The sequence below is a fragment of the Rhizobium etli 8C-3 genome, assembly GCF_001908375.1.
In the GTDB taxonomy this organism is placed as follows: Bacteria; Pseudomonadota; Alphaproteobacteria; order Rhizobiales; family Rhizobiaceae; genus Rhizobium; species Rhizobium etli_B.
Genome location: NZ_CP017241.1, coordinates 1,753,116 through 1,770,784, shown reverse-complemented (window position 1 = coordinate 1,770,784; position 17,669 = coordinate 1,753,116). Strand labels below are relative to the sequence as shown.

The 17,669-nt window shown below is 59.3% G+C and carries 14 protein-coding genes; 8 read left to right on the top strand and 6 right to left on the bottom strand.

What is annotated here, in order from left to right; genetic code table 11:
- Nucleotides 1–158 precede the first annotated feature (158 nt).
- The gene (locus AM571_RS09040; RefSeq protein ID WP_132662265.1) at nucleotides 159–488 is read left to right on the top strand and encodes a hypothetical protein; all 330 of its coding nucleotides are present in this window, start codon (nucleotides 159–161) and stop codon (nucleotides 486–488) included.
- Between the two features lie 12 nt (nucleotides 489–500).
- Here the strand turns inward: AM571_RS09040 and AM571_RS09035 are convergent, their stop codons facing one another.
- The gene (locus AM571_RS09035; RefSeq protein ID WP_074061116.1) at nucleotides 501–1,268 is read right to left on the bottom strand and encodes a helix-turn-helix transcriptional regulator; all 768 of its coding nucleotides are present in this window, start codon (nucleotides 1,266–1,268) and stop codon (nucleotides 501–503) included.
- 867 nt (nucleotides 1,269–2,135) lie between these two features.
- Here AM571_RS09035 and AM571_RS09030 point away from each other — a divergent pair.
- The 7 genes from AM571_RS09030 to trmFO all read left to right on the top strand — a co-directional run bounded on the left by AM571_RS09030 (nucleotide 2,136) and on the right by trmFO (nucleotide 12,864).
- The gene (locus tag AM571_RS09030) at nucleotides 2,136–3,119 is read left to right on the top strand and encodes a fibrinogen-binding protein (protein ID WP_074061115.1); all 984 of its coding nucleotides are present in this window, start codon (nucleotides 2,136–2,138) and stop codon (nucleotides 3,117–3,119) included.
- Nucleotides 3,120–3,262: 143 nt separating this feature from the next.
- The gene (locus tag AM571_RS09025; protein ID WP_074061114.1) at nucleotides 3,263–5,284 is read left to right on the top strand and encodes a hypothetical protein; all 2,022 of its coding nucleotides are present in this window, start codon (nucleotides 3,263–3,265) and stop codon (nucleotides 5,282–5,284) included.
- Nucleotides 5,285–5,307: 23 nt separating this feature from the next.
- On the top strand, nucleotides 5,308–7,566 hold the full coding sequence (locus AM571_RS09020; protein ID WP_074061113.1) for a type I secretion system permease/ATPase: 2,259 nt from the start codon (nucleotides 5,308–5,310) through the stop codon (nucleotides 7,564–7,566).
- Nucleotides 7,556–8,902, top strand: coding sequence for an HlyD family type I secretion periplasmic adaptor subunit (locus tag AM571_RS09015; RefSeq protein ID WP_074061112.1), 1,347 nt, complete (start codon nucleotides 7,556–7,558; stop codon nucleotides 8,900–8,902). The genes AM571_RS09020 and AM571_RS09015 overlap by 11 nt, the downstream gene beginning before the upstream one ends.
- A gap of 84 nt (nucleotides 8,903–8,986) precedes the next feature.
- The gene (locus AM571_RS09010) at nucleotides 8,987–9,478 is read left to right on the top strand and encodes a hypothetical protein (RefSeq protein WP_074061111.1); all 492 of its coding nucleotides are present in this window, start codon (nucleotides 8,987–8,989) and stop codon (nucleotides 9,476–9,478) included.
- Nucleotides 9,479–9,607: 129 nt separating this feature from the next.
- Nucleotides 9,608–11,269, top strand: a complete 1,662-nt coding sequence (locus AM571_RS09005) for a GNAT family N-acetyltransferase (protein WP_081377052.1) — start codon at nucleotides 9,608–9,610, stop codon at nucleotides 11,267–11,269.
- Between the two features lie 161 nt (nucleotides 11,270–11,430).
- A complete protein-coding gene (gene trmFO, locus AM571_RS09000) occupies nucleotides 11,431–12,864 on the top strand; it encodes a methylenetetrahydrofolate--tRNA-(uracil(54)-C(5))-methyltransferase (FADH(2)-oxidizing) TrmFO (RefSeq protein WP_074061110.1) in 1,434 nt (477 codons plus the stop codon).
- A 3-nt stretch (nucleotides 12,865–12,867) separates the two neighbouring features.
- Here the strand turns inward: trmFO and AM571_RS08995 are convergent, their stop codons facing one another.
- From AM571_RS08995 to yajC, 5 genes are all read right to left on the bottom strand, one after another.
- Nucleotides 12,868–13,338 (bottom strand): hypothetical protein, encoded by a 471-nt coding sequence (locus AM571_RS08995; protein ID WP_074061109.1) that lies wholly within the window; start codon nucleotides 13,336–13,338, stop codon nucleotides 12,868–12,870.
- Nucleotides 13,339–13,411: 73 nt separating this feature from the next.
- Nucleotides 13,412–14,248: a phytoene/squalene synthase family protein gene (locus AM571_RS08990; RefSeq protein WP_420493371.1), complete on the bottom strand. Its 837-nt coding sequence runs from the start codon at nucleotides 14,246–14,248 to the stop codon at nucleotides 13,412–13,414.
- A gap of 17 nt (nucleotides 14,249–14,265) precedes the next feature.
- Entirely contained in the window at nucleotides 14,266–14,652 is a 387-nt protein-coding gene (locus AM571_RS08985; protein WP_074061107.1) for an Mth938-like domain-containing protein, read from the bottom strand.
- Nucleotides 14,645–17,185: a protein translocase subunit SecDF gene (secDF, locus tag AM571_RS08980; RefSeq protein WP_074061106.1), complete on the bottom strand. Its 2,541-nt coding sequence runs from the start codon at nucleotides 17,183–17,185 to the stop codon at nucleotides 14,645–14,647. Before secDF ends, AM571_RS08985 begins: the two co-directional genes overlap by 8 nt.
- Nucleotides 17,186–17,229: 44 nt before the next feature.
- Complete coding sequence (yajC, locus tag AM571_RS08975) at nucleotides 17,230–17,577, bottom strand: preprotein translocase subunit YajC (protein ID WP_022715367.1); 348 nt, start codon at nucleotides 17,575–17,577, stop codon at nucleotides 17,230–17,232.
- Nucleotides 17,578–17,669 lie beyond the last annotated feature (92 nt).

Sequence of the window (17,669 nt, the reverse complement as noted above, 5' to 3'; positions counted from 1 at the left end):
ATTACTCTTATAGTACTGTTGATATAGGCAGGTTTAATCCTGCTTAACCATGTTGGATTTGGTTGCAGAATCGACAATGCAAGCTTTTCTCAACCAATACGTTCTAGACATGGGAGCGGAAGGCAGGCAAAAGGCTGCCTTGTTCAGGGGAACGAGCGATGCGGAACTTCGATTTCACCGGAATGCGAACGTCGGACGCTGTCCGCAGGACTGCGCTAGCTTTTGGGCTGATGCTCATCGCTGCAGGACCGATTTCATGCGCTGCCGTCGATGACGACCTGGCCGCTGCCTCCAATGCAAAGCCGGCAAAGGCCGTGGTTGCCAATGTGGCGCGCACCAGCAAGGTCTACAGCTATGCGGTAGCGAGCAACAAGGCCGCAGCGCCGGTGAGCGCCGGGTTCAAGGTCTATTATGGGTCTGCGCCCTGGATCTGCACGCCGAGCGGGTTCGGCCAGAAGTCGCGCTGCTTTGCGCGACCGGCCACCTGACGACCCTGAGGACTAGTTCCGCCACCTGCCCGATGTGTTGCCGGCTTCATTGTTGAAGAAGCGTGACGCGGCCTCAGTGCGGTTGCGGACATTCATCTTCTTATAGATGTTGCGGACATGAACCTTCACCGTGTTTTCGGAAAGGTGCAGCTCATCGGCGATGATCTTGTTCTGCGTACCCTTGCAGATGAGGTCCAGGATCTGGACTTCGCGGGTGGTGAGCGCGGAAAGGTCGCCTTGGCGAAGCCTCAGAGCGCCGGGACCAGCCGCAGTAGCCGACTTCGTTTCGTAGAGCGATTTGTCCGGCTGGGCAGCCGTGAGCCGGTTAAGCAGCGCCGACGGGAAATGCTCACCGCCCTTCATCAGAAGGTCAACCGCCGCCATGAACACGTCGAGGCGGAGATTGAGCGGCAGCACGCCATCGATGACCCGCGCTTCGACCAGCCGGTTTATATAGGGCTCCAGCATGTCGATCGCCTCGACGACGAGACCGATCGACGTCGACGGGTGGTTTTCCCGCACGACCTGGAGCGCCTCGTTCAGTTCAGGCCCTGCTATATGATAGAAGAGGACTAGCTTGGCATCGTTTGCGTCGTTTTCCAGCATGGCCTTTGAATAGCCCTTGCTGACCACTTCGCAGCCTGCGAATTTCTTCGCCAAAGCCTCTGCCAGGCATTCGGAGAACAAATCCGCATTTGCAATGACCAGTATTGTATCTCCGGCCGGGCCGAATTTTCGGCTTTCACCGGCATCCCCCGTCTTCGATGCCGTCATGAACATTTACGCCTCCCCATAGCGTTACACGTTACAGATGCTTTGGGCGATACTGTGAAAACACCCAAAGAGGTGTGCCCCTGAAAATTTCTGTCTAAGTTAGTTAGCCATTTCTTAATTATCGTAATATGAACAGATGCGAAAATAAATGGCCCAAATGGGTTAGTTTTGGTAGATTTAAAGTGATATTTCCTATTGTTCTGGTTGTATCGGTGCAAGTACAGCTAACTTCTGGGCTATATGTTTCAATATTTTTGCCTCGAAATGGTATTTGTGTGCCAATATAGAAGACCGACTATTTTTGGTATTTTACTGTGGCGGCAGCGAACTAAGAAGTTACTTATGAAAACTCTCTTGCCCCGAATCCGCCAAGCTGAACCTGCGCGATGCCAGCCAACGGCCTTGCAACATCAGTTTGCGAGGGGTGACTGGATGCCCGAAGTGTCTCGCTAGTTTATTTTCCATGATTACCTCCGGTAACTCCCAGTAACTCCTGATCCGCTAGCCCGAATTGGTATCTATCAACAAGATATTTTCTCGGCCACAGTCGCATGGTTGCCAAATGGCGACATGGGAGGCGTCGAATATCACCTAGTGCCTGCGGTATCGCGGCGCCTTAGCTGGGGTAACTCAAATAAACCAGTGCATAAAATCTGCAATGTTACAGTTGCGGATCAGAATACCTGCGCCTTTGTACCTAGTAACGCGCAGTTCAACGAGGGTTTGGTCTACAAACCGGAACATCAAATGCAGGTGACAAGGTAGTGCTTACATCTGCCGATCTGTAACAGTATCGGAGCAAGCGCGAGCAAAATCCCGTTGAGATGAAAGGGATTTCGAAAGCTGCTCCGAATTTTTTTGGAGAAATGCGAAATGAGCTACAACTATCCGAATGGCGGCGACGAAACGAATGTCGGCGCACTCGCCGACGGCTTCGCCAATACTGCAATCAACGATACTGACGTAGACGACGGCTCCACAGGCTATGTCGGCGGCGTGGCAAACGGCGACAACCGCAACAACAGCGACAGCAGCGTCGATGTCGACGTGGACTCCAAGATCGATGTCGATGCCAACAACGGCGACAACCGCGACAACTCATATGACTGGAGCTACGACAGCAAGTCCTACAGCGACAACGACAACATCACCAACACCAAGACGACCACTATCACCGATACGGACGTCAAGACCGACTATGACTGGAGCTACGACAGCAAGTCCTACAGCGACGACGACACCTTCACCAGCACCAAGACCGAGACCGACATCAAGACCATAACCGATACCGATATCAAAACGATCACGGACACGGATACGGATATCAAGACGATTACCGACACCAACAGCCACAATACGACGACAACCGACAGCTTCAACAAGACGGACACAGACTTCGCCGTTCTTGAAGACGTCAAGGACTTCGACAACCTCGGGATCGCCGGCGGCAACCTCAATATCGGTGACAACTTCTCGTTCACGCTTGATGTCGACAACATCCTCAACGGCTCGCTCGGTGCTGGCGGCAACGGCTTCAGCGCTGTCCAGGCAAATCATCTTGCCGATCAGGACAATGCCTGGAACATCAAGATGGATAACGAAGGGGCACGCAATCATCTCGAAGCGGACGCCGGCAAGGCCTTTGGCTCGGAAGGCATCGACATCGGCGATTGCGGCTGGGAAGGCGGCGCAGGCGACGATGTCAACGGCACGAGCACGACCGACGCTTCGGCCATCATCGCCAACTCCGGCTTCCATCTGGAAGTCGTACAGGGCGCCAACCTGCTCAGCAACACCTTTGACAGCAGCGTCGTAGGCGGCAACGTTGCGGGCGACGACGCCGACTCTGGAGCCTGACGTCCAACCAGTGCGGAAACAAACTGCACCGGCATTGCGCCGGTGCAGTTTGACGGCTTGAGAAGCAGCTGAAAAGAATAGCTCGTCATCGATGAGTTTGCTGCCTTCCGGGCCGATCACCGTGTTGAACGGGAGGAGCCGTTATGCATGCAGAGAAGATTTCGGAAATCGTTGCCCATTTCATCGGCTTGTTCGGCGCGGCAACCGAAGAAGCGCGGATGCGAAGCAATTACCTCGACGGCGCCCGTCCGCGCGAAGCAGATCCTTCGCTGTCAGAAGACGAGGCTTCCAGCGCGGCCTTCGCTTCGAACCTTCAACTGAAGGATTACGACCCGGGCGTCGATTACCGCTCTGTTAGCTACGATATTAATTACGCAAATTCGCACCCTTTCGGCGGCGTATTCGAAGAGACCCTGAAGAAGCTGGCCGAGATTGCATCGCGCGATCTGAGCGCTCCACACTTCGGCGCCAATGTCTACCTTCCCGGCGAAAAGGAGGAAGAACTCGAAGTCTTCCAGGGACCGGGGTCGGTCATTGGCCATGTCGCCCAGGCCAACATGCTGATCGACGACGACCAGCTGAATATGACCGGTGAGCAGCCGGAGCTGCGCGACACGAGCTTCGTCACGCAGCGCCTCACCGAATACGGCGAGACGGCGGAAGTCTTTGCGCCATTCTCTAACTATGACCGCGTCGACACGCAGGAGGGCCTGCGGGCGATTGCCGACGATATGCACGAGTACATCCAGGCAGCGCGCGCAAACGGCGCCACGACGATGGAAAGCGGCCAGCCGCAAATCTTCGTACTCACGGACAACCAGCTCGATGTCATTGGTACTTACACCTACGTGAATGGCCAGCTCGTCGAGGAAGCGCCGAAGATCGACGACTTCATGCCCGAGCGCGGCATTGCAAAGCCGCCCACTAAGCCTGAGAAAAGCGACGCACCCGTGGAACAGGACGGCGGCAGCGGCAACAGCCTCGATGTTGCCGCAGGCGCGAATGTGCTTGCAAACGTGGTGCAGGTCACCGAGACGGCGATCATCTGTCCGGTTACAGCCGTGATGGGCAACTACCATCAGATCGATGCGATCTCGCAGTTCTACGTCTACAGCGACCGCGACGAGATCGCTTCCGTCTTCGATCGTGACGACAGCGCGACATCCGTTGCCAACAACATTGCGATTTTCGAGCGCAGCACGTACGACGACGGAAACATCAAGACCACGGAGCCGGCGGCTGAGGCGATCTTTCCTACCGCATGGCGCGTCAGCGTGATCGAAGGCGATGTTTCCTTCGTTAACTGGGTCGAGCAATATCACTTCATCAGCGACAACGACACGATGACCGTGACGACGACCGGTTCGCAGGCAACCGTTCTGACGGGCGGCAATGCCGCCGTCAATCTTGCCTCCTTCCTCGGAATAGGAATGCAGTACGACCTGATCATCGTCGGTGGCGACATTCTCGACATGAATGTCATTTCGCAGATCGCCCTTCTCTACGACAACGACTGGATACGCGCCGAGGATGATGCCCCGGGAGCCACGGTGCAATCCGGCAGCAATCTGATCTGGAACCTCGCATCCATTCATAACGTCGGCGCAAACGACCGCTTCGAAGAGATGCCCGACCACATGATACAGACGCAAAAGGCAATCGAGGACCGCAATGCGGCGATGCCGTCGGGGCTATCGCACGACGGCAATTTCGAAGGTTATATCGGCCTTAACGTCCTCTACATCACCGGCAATCTCTACGATGTGAACATCATCAAGCAGGTGAGCATACTTGGCGATTCAGACGACGTGACGCAGGCCGTTTCGAACATTCTCGAGCACAACCAGAACGTTGATATCAAGATCGATACGGGCAGCAACGCGGTCGTCAACATCGCGCAGATTACCGATTACGACACCTTCGGCCAGACGACCTACCTTGCCGGCCAGCTCTATTCGGACGCCATCCTGATCCAGGGCGGCCTGGTGGACCACGACACATCGCAGCCACAGCCGAACAGCATTCGTCTCGCCAATGAAGTGATCGCATTCCTCGGGGAGGACGAGCCGCTTGGCGCATCCGAGGACGTCGTCATCAACGCAGGTCATGACCTTTCATGGACGCTGGCTCAACCGGCCGACGTAATGCAAACCGTCGTCGCCTAACCGGAGCCAGAGGGAGACGTTGCATGAATCACATTTCTAAACAGACGCTTGCCTCCAACAGCTCGCTCAGATTGGGCAGTACCGGCCGCGTCGACGAAATACTGACCGGCGCCTGCATGTCGGCGATCGATGAAGCCGTGGCGAGCCTGCGGAAGCTCACGGAGAACCCCACGGCGCCAGCACCGTCCCTTGACGAGACGAAGGCCGAAAAGATCCCTGAGCCGATCGAAAATCCAGCCGAGGAGACGGTCCCGCTGATCCCGTTACGCTCGCGAGCCGTCCCAGGTCCAGAGCGGTCTACGCAACAGGCCACGGCCGCCGAAACCGTTGCCAAGACGGCGCCTGACACCCCCCTCGTGCCGCTCAAGACGCCGGGTGATCAGAGCGAGGCAAAGACCAATCCGGCAATTCCCTTCGGCAAGACGATCGACGGCAATCGCGGGCCAATCAAGGAGAACGAGCGCCATCAGCGCAACGACGGCGGCAACAACGGCAAGACGCCTGATTTCGGCGGTGGCGGCGGTGGCGGCGGTGGTGGGGCCAGCTTTCACAAGCGCAGCGAACCGGTGAACTTTGCCGTTAGCCTGGCAAGGGGTATCGCAGCTGTCCGGCGCAACATGGTCATCGTCATGGCCTTCACGATCGCCATCAACGTGTTGCTGCTTGCGATCCCTCTCTACCTGTTCCAGATTTCCGACCGCGTGCTGACAAGCCGTTCGATCGATACGCTGGTCATGTTGACGGTTGCCGTTCTGGGCGCGGTCATCCTGCAGGCCTTCATGGATTCGATCCGGCGCTTCATTCTGATGCGCACGGCCGTCGAGCTCGAAGTGCAACTCGGGGCGCCGATCCTGAGCGCCGCCGCTCGCGCATCGCTGCACGGCAACGGCAGGGACTATCAGACGCTACAGGATCTGCAGCAACTTCGCTCTTTTTTGACCTCGGGCACGCTCATCGCCTTTCTCGATGCACCGCTGATGCCGCTCTTCGTCGTCGTGGTCTATTTGGTGCATCCACATCTCGGCCTCATCATCATGACCTGCTGCGCAGTGCTCTTCGTCATCGCCTACTTGAACCAGAAGTTCACGGCACGGCAGTTTGCGGAGGCAAACGGTTATCTCAGCCGCGCGAACTTCCACCTCGATTCCATGTCGCGCAACTCCCAGATCATCAATGCGCTTGCCATGATCCCCGAGGCGGTGAAGATGTGGGGTCGCGAGACGGCCGGCTCGCTCAAATCGCATGTCTCGGCGCAGGACCGGAATATCGTCTTTTCCGGGATTTCCAAGGCCTGCCGCATGATCACCCAGGTCGCGCTGCTCGGCTGGGGCGCGCATCTGTCGCTATCGGGCGAGATGACGGGCGGCATGGTCATTGCGGCCTCGATCGTTTCGGGCCGGGCGCTGGCGCCGATCGAAGGTGCAATCGAGGGCTGGCAGCAGTTCAACAAGTCGGCGTCTGCCTTCGCCAGGATCAAGCATCTGCTGGTCAACTCGCCGCTGAACTTTCCGCGGCTGCGGTTACCAAATCCGGAAGGCCGGCTGGATGTCGAGCGTATCCTCTTCGTACCGCCGCCGCAGAAGAAGGTGATCCTGAACGGCATCTCCTTCTCCTTGAAGAAGGGCGAGTCGCTGGCGATCATCGGCAATTCCGGCTCCGGCAAGACGACGCTCGGCAAGATGCTCGTCGGCTCGATCCTGCCGACCTCCGGCAACGTGCGCCTTGACCTCATGGACCTTCGCAACTGGGACCAACGGCAGTTCGGCGAAAGCATCGGCTATCTGCCACAGGACGTCCAGCTCTTTCCCGGTACGATCAAGGCCAATATATCGCGCATGCGCGACGACGTGGAAGACCAGCAGATCTTCGAGGCGGCCGTGCTTGCCGACGTACATGAGCTTATCGCGAGCTTTCCACAAGGCTACGAGACGACCGTTGCCGCCGATGGTGCTCCGCTTTCCGGCGGCCAGAAGCAGCGTATCGCGCTTGCCCGCGCCTTCTTCGGCGATCCGAGGTTCGTCGTTCTCGACGAGCCGAACTCCAATCTCGACGCCCAGGGCGAGGCAGCGCTTGCACGCGCCCTTATCCATGCGAAGAAGAAGGGCATCACGACGGTAACGATCACGCAGCGCCCCGCCCTGCTTCAATGCGTCGACAAGATCCTGCTTCTGAAGGAGGGTTCCGTGGCCATGTTCGGCGAGCGCATAGAAGTCCTGGAAGCGCTTTCCAAGAGCAACGGGCGGCAGGCGCCGCCTATCGAAGGCAACGACAATGGTGAGTAGGAAACCGCAACCGGCCGGCAATCCGATCGAATGGTACAGCGAGGTGCCTCGCTCCATTCGCTACCACAGCATCATCGGGCTCGGCGTCCTTTTCGCCTCCTTCGGCGGCTTCGGCTTCTGGGCGGCCACCGCACCGCTTGCCTCCGCAATCATCGCACAAGGCAGCTTCGTCGCAACCGGCAACAACAAGATCGTGCAGCATCTCGAAGGCGGCATCATCAAGGAAATGAGTGTCAGCGAAGGCGATGTCGTCAAGGAAGGCGACGTTCTGGTGACGCTCGACCCGACGGCTGCGCTCTCCAACGAGCGGATGCTGAAGCTGCGGCGCCTGCGCCTTGAAGCGGTTGTGGCTCGGCTGCGCGCCGAGGCCCAAGGAGCCCCACAGTTCAAGATACCCGACATCGTCATGGCAGAGGCCAGCGACCCGGACGTCAATGCGATCATCCAGAGCCAGAACGTGGTCTTCCACAGCAAGCAGATCAAGCTGGAAGAACAGCTCAACCTCATCGAGAAAAACATCAAGTCGCTGGAATACCGCTTCAAGGGATACAACGGCCAGAAGGAGGCCTTCGAGCGCCAGCTCGCCCTTCTGACCGAAGAGCGCGATTCCAAGGCGCGTCTCGTCAAGGTCGGCTATATGCGCAAGACGGATCTTCTGGCGATCGAACGTGCCATGGCCGATGCGCTGGGCGATATATCGCGCCTGACCGGCGAGCTCAATGAAAGCGAGGCGGAAGTCGCCAAATTCCGTCAGGAAGCGGTGATCGCCGTCAACTCCAACAAGCAGGCCGCCCTCGACGCGCTGGAAACCGCCGAGTCCGAACTCGACAGCGTACGAGAGCAGGTTCGCGAAGCAGCAGGCGTCCTCGAGCGCACGGTCATCCGCTCGCCGGTAAACGGCACCGTCGTGCGCACCTATTATCACACCGCAGGCGGCGTCATCACCACCGGCAAACCGATCATGGAAATCCTGCCCGCGCATGTGCCCCTCATCATCGAAGCACAGGTGCTGCGCACGTCAATCGACCAGTTGCATGAGGGCCAGACGGCAGCCATCCGCCTGTCCGCGCTCAACCGGCGCACGACGCCGGTGCTGAACGGCAACGTCTTCTACGTTTCCGCGGACTCGATCGAGGAGAATGCCGGCCAGCAGGTGAAGGATGTCTATATCGTACGTATCCAAATACCCGACGAAGAGATCAGCCGGGTTCACGGCTTCCATCCGGTGCCCGGCATGCCAGCCGACGTGCTGATCCAGACGTCCGAACGCACCTTCTTCGAATATCTGACGAAACCGATCACCGACAGCATGTCGCGTGCATTCAAGGAACGCTGATGCAAGCAGGCAGCAAAACAAGGAAAGCCTCCCACCGCGATATGAAATATCGTTTCAGTGGAGGATCGACGGAAGGGGGCTTTCATGGCGGCAATGTCTGACGTGCTGCTGCGGGTCGGCCGCCTGAACTATGTCTGGACCAACACGGAAAGCCTGCTGATCTACATCATTGCCCACCTTCTCAAGATCCAGAAGGACGCGGCAATCGTCGTGTTCCTGACGCTCAACACGACACGGGCGAGGATCGATCTGGTCGAGCGCCTCGCCAAGCTGCATTCCACGCCCGCAGCCGATCGCAAGACCGTTCTTCACGCCATGTCGCGCATGAAGAAGGAATCCAAGATGCGCAACAAGTATAACCACTGCATCTATTCCTTCGACGACAAGGGCCAGATCTCCAGCACACAACTGATGCGCTTCGTCGAGGATGACAAGGAAATCAGCTACGGCAAGGTCGAGCAACTCGATGAAAAGGAGATTGCGGCGCTGGAGAAATCGATTGCCGAGATCGTCTCGATCAGCCAATCGCTCTGGAGCTTCATCAACGCAAGCTCGCATGTTTCCGGCGAACTTTAGCTCCTGGTCCTAACCCCCGGCGGCTAATCATATTTGATAAAACCGTTTCATCCGAACGCCATATTTGAAGCCCTTCATTTGCCCTTAGAATGAAGCTCCCGAATGTGTTATGGGTATTGGGAGGGGACCATGCGCATTGACGTGATCGACACCGAGGCTGGCCTCGAGGCCGTCCGCGAAGATTGGGATCGGGTCTATGTGGACGATCCGCATGCGCAACACTTCCTGTCCTGGATATGGCTGAAGTCCTATCTTTCTCATCGCAAACGCTGGTTCATCCTTGCGCTGCGTGAACGCGAGGATCGTTCTCCCCACGTCGCCTTCTTTCCGCTGCGTCTCACCACCCAGCATGACAGGAAGACCGGCGTCTTTTTCGACGAAATCATCATGGCCGGCAATTTTTCGGCCGACTACACAGGTTTCATCGCGCAGCCGGACTATGAACAGCACGCGATCGCCGGATTTGCCGCCTATCTGAAACGGCAGAATTGGACGCATCTGAAGCTCGATTATTTCGCCGGCCCTGCGCAACGGCGCGAAGCACTGGTTCGCGCGCTTCAGGGACCGGAGGTGATGTTTCGCGACAGCTCTCCGCGAAATCCCGAGAACATAGACAACTGCATCTGCCCGGTCGTCGCGCTCTCACCGAGCTTTGACGACTATCTTGAACAGAAGATGAGCAGCCAGACGCGCCAGAAACTGCGGCGCTTCCTGCGCAAGGTCGAGAGCGACGACGACTATCGAATCACCATGGCAACGCCGCAAACCATCGAGCGCGACCTTGATATTCTCTTCCAGCTGTGGCGCACGAAGTGGATCGGACGGAAGGGCAAGGAACGCACCGAACGGCTGATCGGAGCGACGCGCCAGTTGCTGATGGATAGTTTCAAGGACGGCAATCTCGATGTCCCGGTGATGTGGTACGGCGAGCGGCCCCTCGGCGCACTGGCCAACATCATCGACCGGCAGAAGAAGTCGATCCTCTTTTACATCACCGGCCGCGACGAGACCTGGAAGACACCACCGCCAGGTCTCATCCTGCATGGCTACTGCATTCGCAGGGCGATAGCGGACGGGTACAAGACATACGACTTCCTGCGCGGCAACGAGCCCTATAAATACATGTTCGGCCCCGACGAACGCCAGATCAGTTGCACATTGTTCCGCACGCGCAGCGGCCGCAATCTCGGCGACGTGATCCATCCCCGCAGCATCCGTTTCGTCTACGAGCAGGCGCTGCAGATGTACCGCGACGGCGCCAAGGCTTTTGCCGAAGCCGCGTTCAGGCAGCTTCTCGAAACCGTCCCCAGCCATTTGGGCGCGCAATTCGGCTTGGCGAGCCTGATGTTCGAGAAGGGCAAGCTGCACGAGGCTGAAGCCGGCTTCACGGCGCTTATCGGCCGCCTCGACGACCCAAATCCGCTCTATCTGCGCCTTGGAGACACGCAACTTGCTCTCGGTAGCTACGAAGAGGCAGCGAGGACGTTCGGCCGCATCATCGAACGCTCTCCGTTCGACGCGCAGGCGCACTACAAGCAAGGCGTGGCACTGGTGGCGGCGGGCCGCCTGTCGGAAGCTGCGCGCGTCTTTGCCGTGGTCGAGCAATATAACTACGACAATCCAGTGCAGCGGAATTTCGCTGAAAAGGCGCGCGAGGCTCTGCGGCGGATCGTCAGCAAAGCCGAACAAGCCGCGGCCATGCCGGTTGCTGCGCCCAAGCGACAGAAGAACCAGGCCGGCACTGCTTCGGCAATAGTCGAGCGGGCAGCGACGGAACTGGTGCCGGCATGAAGCCATGCTTTTTTACCGATCGCCGCACCGATTGAGACTGGACCGCGCTACTCGACGCAACAGACGAGTTTATCGACCGACATCTCGTGGCATTTGCCACCTGCTTGCGCTTTTTTACGCCGGGAGTTCCCTGTTCGCGCCGGGCGTGATATCAGCCGCGCATGAACAAGACCTCTTCCTATTGCCCTATCCACGTCGTCGGCGGCGGCCTCGCCGGCTCGGAGGCCGCATGGCAGATTGCCAATGCCGGCGTGCCGGTCATCTTGCATGAAATGCGTGGGGTGCGCGGCACGGATGCGCATAAAACCGACGGCCTAGCAGAGCTCGTCTGCTCCAATTCCTTCCGCTCCGACGACGCCACAAGCAATGCCGTCGGCGTGATCCATGCCGAAATGCGCATGGCAGGCTCGCTGATCATGGCCTGCGCCGACAAGCATCAGGTTCCAGCGGGCGGGGCACTCGCCGTCGATCGCGAAGCCTTTTCCGACGCCGTGACGAAGGTGATCACCGACCATCCGCTCGTCAGCGTCGTTCGCGAGGAAGTGACCGGACTGCCGCCAAAGGAGTGGGATCAGGCGATCATCGCCACCGGACCGCTGACGGCACCGTCACTGGCTGCGGCAATCCAGGAGGAAACGGGTGCGGATGCGCTTGCCTTCTTCGATGCGATCGCACCGATCGTCTATCGCGATAGCATCGACATGGAAATCTGCTGGTATCAGTCCCGCTACGACAAGATCGGTCCCGGCGGTACCGGCAAGGACTATATCAACTGCCCGATGGACGAGGAGCAATATAATGCCTTCGTCGACGCGCTGACTGCTGGCGACACGGTCGGCTTCAAGGAATGGGAAGGAACGCCGTATTTCGACGGCTGCCTGCCGATCGAAGTGATGGCCGAGCGTGGCCGCGAGACGCTTCGCCACGGGCCGATGAAGCCGATGGGGCTGACCAATGCGCATAATCCATCGGTTAAAGCCTACGCCGTCGTGCAGCTTCGTCAGGACAATGCGCTCGGTACACTCTACAACATGGTCGGTTTCCAGACGAAACTAAAATACGGCGCGCAGGCGGAAATCTTCCGGATGATCCCCGGCCTACAGAATGCCGAATTCGCCCGCCTCGGCGGACTGCATCGCAACACCTACATCAATTCGCCGACGCTGCTCGATTCGTCGCTGAGCTTGAAGTCGCGGCCGGGCCTGCGGTTTGCCGGCCAGATCACCGGCTGCGAAGGTTATGTCGAAAGCGCCAGCGTCGGGCTGCTGGCCGGACGTTTCGCCGCCGCCGAACGCAAGGGCGAAGCGGTTTTTCTGCCGCCGGCGACCACGGCTCTGGGTGCGCTGCTTGGCCATATCACCGGCGGCCATCTCGTTGCCGACGAGGAACCGGGCAAGCGCTCCTTCCAGCCGATGAACATCAATTTCGGCCTGTTTCCGGAGTTGCAGCCCGGCTCTATCGTCAAACCGGAGGGCGTCAAGCGCTTCCGCGGCAAGGACAAGACCATCTTGAAGCGGCAGCTGATCGCCAAGCGCGCGCTTGCCGATTGCGCCGAATGGCTTGGCAAGAGCGCGCCCTTTGCAGCGAGCGCCTGACTCTTACCGATTGTTGGCTGCCGGTCTTTCGGTCGGCGGCAGCGCAAGGTCTGCGTCGGCGACGTAATTGCCGAGCAGCCACAGCGAAACTTCGGCTGCCTCCCTGGCGGAGGCGAATTCGAAGGCACCGTTATGATGCGGGTGGTCGAGAAAATCGATGGCCAGGCCCCTTCCCGTTTGCGAACTGACGACGCGTACCCTGCCCGGCTCCAGCACATGGCAGGAGAAGTGGCGGTGCATATTGCGCATGAAACCCGCCTTGTTGTCGTGCAGACGCACGAAAACCACTTGTCCATCGGCCGTCGCCTGAAGCTGGCGGATCGCCTCGTGCGGGAAGGCACGATTGAATTCCAGGATCGCAAGACCGGTATCGTGAAAGCCCTCCTCGTCCTTGTAGTGCGCGGCCATGCGAGTCGCGACGAAGGCCAGGAAGACGACAAGGGCGAAAATGACGGACCAGACGATCATGCTCAACGCCGTTTTCTCCGATTTCAGGTAAGCGGTTGTCCCCTTATAGTGTCCGAGCCTTGCGCGAGTTTGAACAGCTTCATATTTTCTTGCGCATCAGCGCCAGCGTCATGACGAGTTGGCGGCGCCATTGCGGCTGTTGCAGCGATTGGTCAAACAGGGCAGCACCGGCGTTCTGCGCCTTCATCAGCATTGGCTCGGCAAGCGTCACAGGCAGGAAGGCTGGGAAAATGGCTGGCGGGAGCACGATCGCACGGGCCTTTGCGAGATGATCGCGGCCAAGGCCGACGAAGGCTTCGATAGCAGCGGAAATGCGCGCCTTGTCCTTGCCCGCCAGGAAGCTGTCGCGGTCGAGCCCGGTGGCGCTGAGAATTTCGAGCGGAATATAGAGCTGGCCGCGATGGCGGTGCAATGGCATCAGCAGCAGCATGCCGGCAATTGCCTGTGCGACGCCGGCATGGCCTGCGGCCTCCGCGGATTTCGCCGCCTCTTCCGGCGACAAGACCAGGCTTGCCAGCTGGATCAGCGCAGAGGCCGTCTCCCCGGCATAGCCTTCGAGTGAGGTGCGCGTTTCCATCGGATCGTCGTAGAGATCGAAGATGCGGGCATCGATCATATCGATGAGCGTCTGGCGCGGCAGGCGGTGGGCTTCGACCGCGCTCAGCAAGGATGCGGCAACAGGATTTGCCTCGGTCGAGCCATGGGCGCTGCCTTCCAGAAGATCGCGCCAGTATTGCATCCGCACCTCGCCGGGCAGCGGCTCGTGCACGAGATCGCGGATGCGGGCGAGTTCGGCATTGAAGGCGTAAAGGGCGGCGAGTGCGCCGCGCTTGTCCTGCGGAGACAGCAGGCAGGCGAGATAGCGATCGCGGTCGCTGTCACGCAACATCGCCAGGCATATCTCCTGGTTGCTCATCGGTTTGTCCGTCATTGTCAGACCGCAATCAGAGCCGCCGCGACGGCGCGGGATTCTGCGAGCATGATGTTGAAGGTGCGCACGGCAGCACCCGTGCTCATCGGGTCGGAAGAAATGCCGCGGGCCTTCAGAGCATCCTTCAGCTCCGGTGGCAAGCGGCGAAGCTCGGTGCCTGTCCCGACCAGCAGAACCTCGATGTCATCTGCCTCGTCCAGCACTCTCTTGAAGCTTGCGACGCAGAGCCCTTTCGACATGTCCATGTCCCACCCGTAGATACCGGACGGCAGACAAAGGATGGAGCCGCGATGAGACATATCGGCAAAGCGGAAGCCGCCGTTTCCGTATGTGTCGACGGGAGCACGGCCGGGAAAATGGGCTTCGCGGATTTCGATGCCTTTAGCCATGGCTTGCTGTGGCCTTTCCGGATTTTTCATCGGTGGCCCCATCCTCTTTCTCGTCGATGGTTTTCGGGCGAAGCCTGAAGAGGATCAGTACCGGCGCTGCAATATAAATGGAGGAGAAGGTGCCGACGGCAACGCCGAAAAGCATGACGAGCGCGAACGAGCGCATGTCCTCGCCGCCGAACAGGTAGAGCGCAGCCAGCGCAAGCAGCGTCGTTGCCGAGGTCAGGATGGTGCGCGACAGCGTCTGGTTGATCGAGGCGTCGATCAGGATCGGCAGCGGCATCCTCCTGAAGTGCTTCAGGTTTTCGCGCATGCGATCGTAAACGACCACGGTGTCGTTCAAAGAGTAGCCGACGATCACGAGCAATGCGGCGATGCTCGTCAGATTGAACTCGATCCCGGTGACGACGAAGGAACCGAGTGTCAGAATGACGTCGTGCAGCGTGGCGATGATGGCGCCGACGGCGAACTGCCACTCGAAGCGCAGCCAGATATAGACGAGGATCGCTCCAAGCGAAGCAAGAACGCCGAGCGAGGCCGTCTTCGTCAGCTCGCCCGAAACGGCGGGGCCGACGACTTCGACGCGACGGAAATCATATTGATCGGCAAGCTCGCTGCGCACGAGTGTGATTGCCGACTGCTCGGCATTTTCGCCGCCGCCCTGCGCTTCAATGCGGATGATGGCGTTTGTGGCATCGCGCAGGCGCCTGGCCTGGATATCGCCCAAGTTCAGTTGGCTCAGCCGCGTACGGATATCCTCAAGATCGGCCGGGCCCTGCTTCGACCTCACTTCGATGACGGAGCCGCCTGTGAAATCGATGCCGAGATTCATGCCGATGGTCACTACGGCCAGCATGGAAACGAGCGAAAGGGCAGCAAGCGCAGTGAAGCTGTAGCGGCGGATGCCCATGAAGCGGATGTTCGTGCCGTCGAAGAGATCGGTGTGGACGCTCTTCGGCAGATGCTTGAGGCGACGGTGGCGCACCCAGGCAACGACCAGCGGGCGCGTGAACACGAAAGCAGTGAACGCCGTCGTGAGAATGCCGATCGCAAGTGTAACCGCAAAGCCGCGTATGGCATCGCTTCCGAGATAGAAGAGAATAGCAGCGGCAATCAAGGTCGTGATATTGGCATCGACGACGGTCATGAACGCTCTGGAATAGGCTATGCCGATTGCCTGGTCGAGATGCGTTCCGCCCTTGACCTCTTCGCGGATACGTTCGTAGATCAGAACGGTGGCGTCGACCGCAATGCCGATCGTCAGCACGATGCCCGCAACACCCGGCAAGGTCAGCGGCGCGCCCGACAGGCTGAGAACGGCAAGGATCATCATGACGTTGACCACAAGCGCCGCCCCGGCAATCACGCCGAGGATGCCAAAGAAGGCCACCATCAGACCGATCACGAGAACGGCGCCGACAAACCCTGCCACGAGGCCCGAAAGGATGGATCCTGCGCCGAAACCGGGATCGATCGTCCGCTCCTCGACGATCGTCAGCGTTACGGGAAGCGCCCCGGAGCGCAAGATTGCAGCGAGGTCTTCCGTCTCCTCCTGCGAATAGTCGAGCGGTATCTCGCCCCTGTTGCCGGCGACCGGTTCGCGGATATCAGGCGCAGCAATGACCTGGTCGTCGAGCAGGATTGCGACGGACCGCCCCACGTTGTTCTGCGTCAGCTCGGCAAATCGCCTGAAACTCTCGGGATTGAAGCGAAAGGTCAGGATGGAACTGTCTTCGTCGTTGCCGGGCTCGACCTGGAAATCGCTCAGATCGGCCGACGACAGTATTTCCGTGCGCTCTACAAGATAGGCGTCCGGCGGATCGTCCTGTGAATAGACGATCCGCGAACGCGCCGGCACGGTGCCGCTCATCGCATCCTGCGGCGACATGCTGCTGTCGATCAGGTGGAAGGAGAGCCGGCCATCCTGGCTCAAAAGATCCTTGAACCGCTGCGGGTCGGCGAGACCCGGCACCTGGACGGACAATCGATCCGGGCCGCGGGTTTCGATGACGGGATCGATCCCGCCCACCTCGACGGCACGACGGCCAACGATATCGACCGACTGTGTGAGCGCCGCCGACAGGCTGCGGGCGATCGCCTTGCCGGTGATGTGCAGCGTCAGCTGGCCGTCATTGCCTTTCACGAGCGTGACGTCCGGATCCGGGGCGCCGGCTTCTGGAACTGTCAGCGGCCTCAAGACGCTGACGGCCCGCTCGATCTGGCTCGGATCGGTGATGCGGACCTGAATGGTCTGGCCATTGCCGGCGAGGCCTGTATAGCGAATTCCGGCTTCGCGCAGCCTGGCGCGCACGCTCGCAACGGTGTTTTCGAGCCGCTTCCTGACGATATCGGAGCGCTCCGCCTTCAGCACGATATGCGAGCCGCCCTGAAGATCGAGGCCGAGTGCTACCCGCTTCTGCGGCATCCAACCCGGCAGCGAGACGTCCGTGAAAAGATTTGGGGCGGCGCCGAGCGCCGCCACCAAGACAATGAGCCAGATCAGAACTGTTTTCCAACGGGAAAAATGGAGCATTTCAGTCTTCGACACCTCTGATCCGGCTGATCTGCCCGCCGGAATTACGCAGCGTCTGCCTTTACAGGCTCGCCTTTTACCCGAACGTCGGCGATACCGCTGCGAACCACGCGAACGCGCACGCCTTCTGCGATCTCGACTTCCAGTTCCTTGTCGTCGACGACCTTCGTCACCTTGCCCACCAGGCCACCGGCCGTGACGACCTGGTCGCCGCGGCGGATCGCGCTCAGGGTTTCTGCACGCTTCTTGGCCTGGGCGCGCTGCGGGCGGATCAGCAGGAAGTACCAGACGACCATCAGCGGCACGAACAGGATGATCATTTCGAAGCCGGAGCCGAAGGGCGACGCAGCGGCATCCGGTGCGGCCTGGGCAAATGCCGGGGTGATGAACATTGATAAGCTCCTCAACTACGGGCGGGCGTATATCCGCCTCTCTTTTTCGGGTGGCCGGACTATAGTTGCGGCAAGAATGAATGCAACAAAAA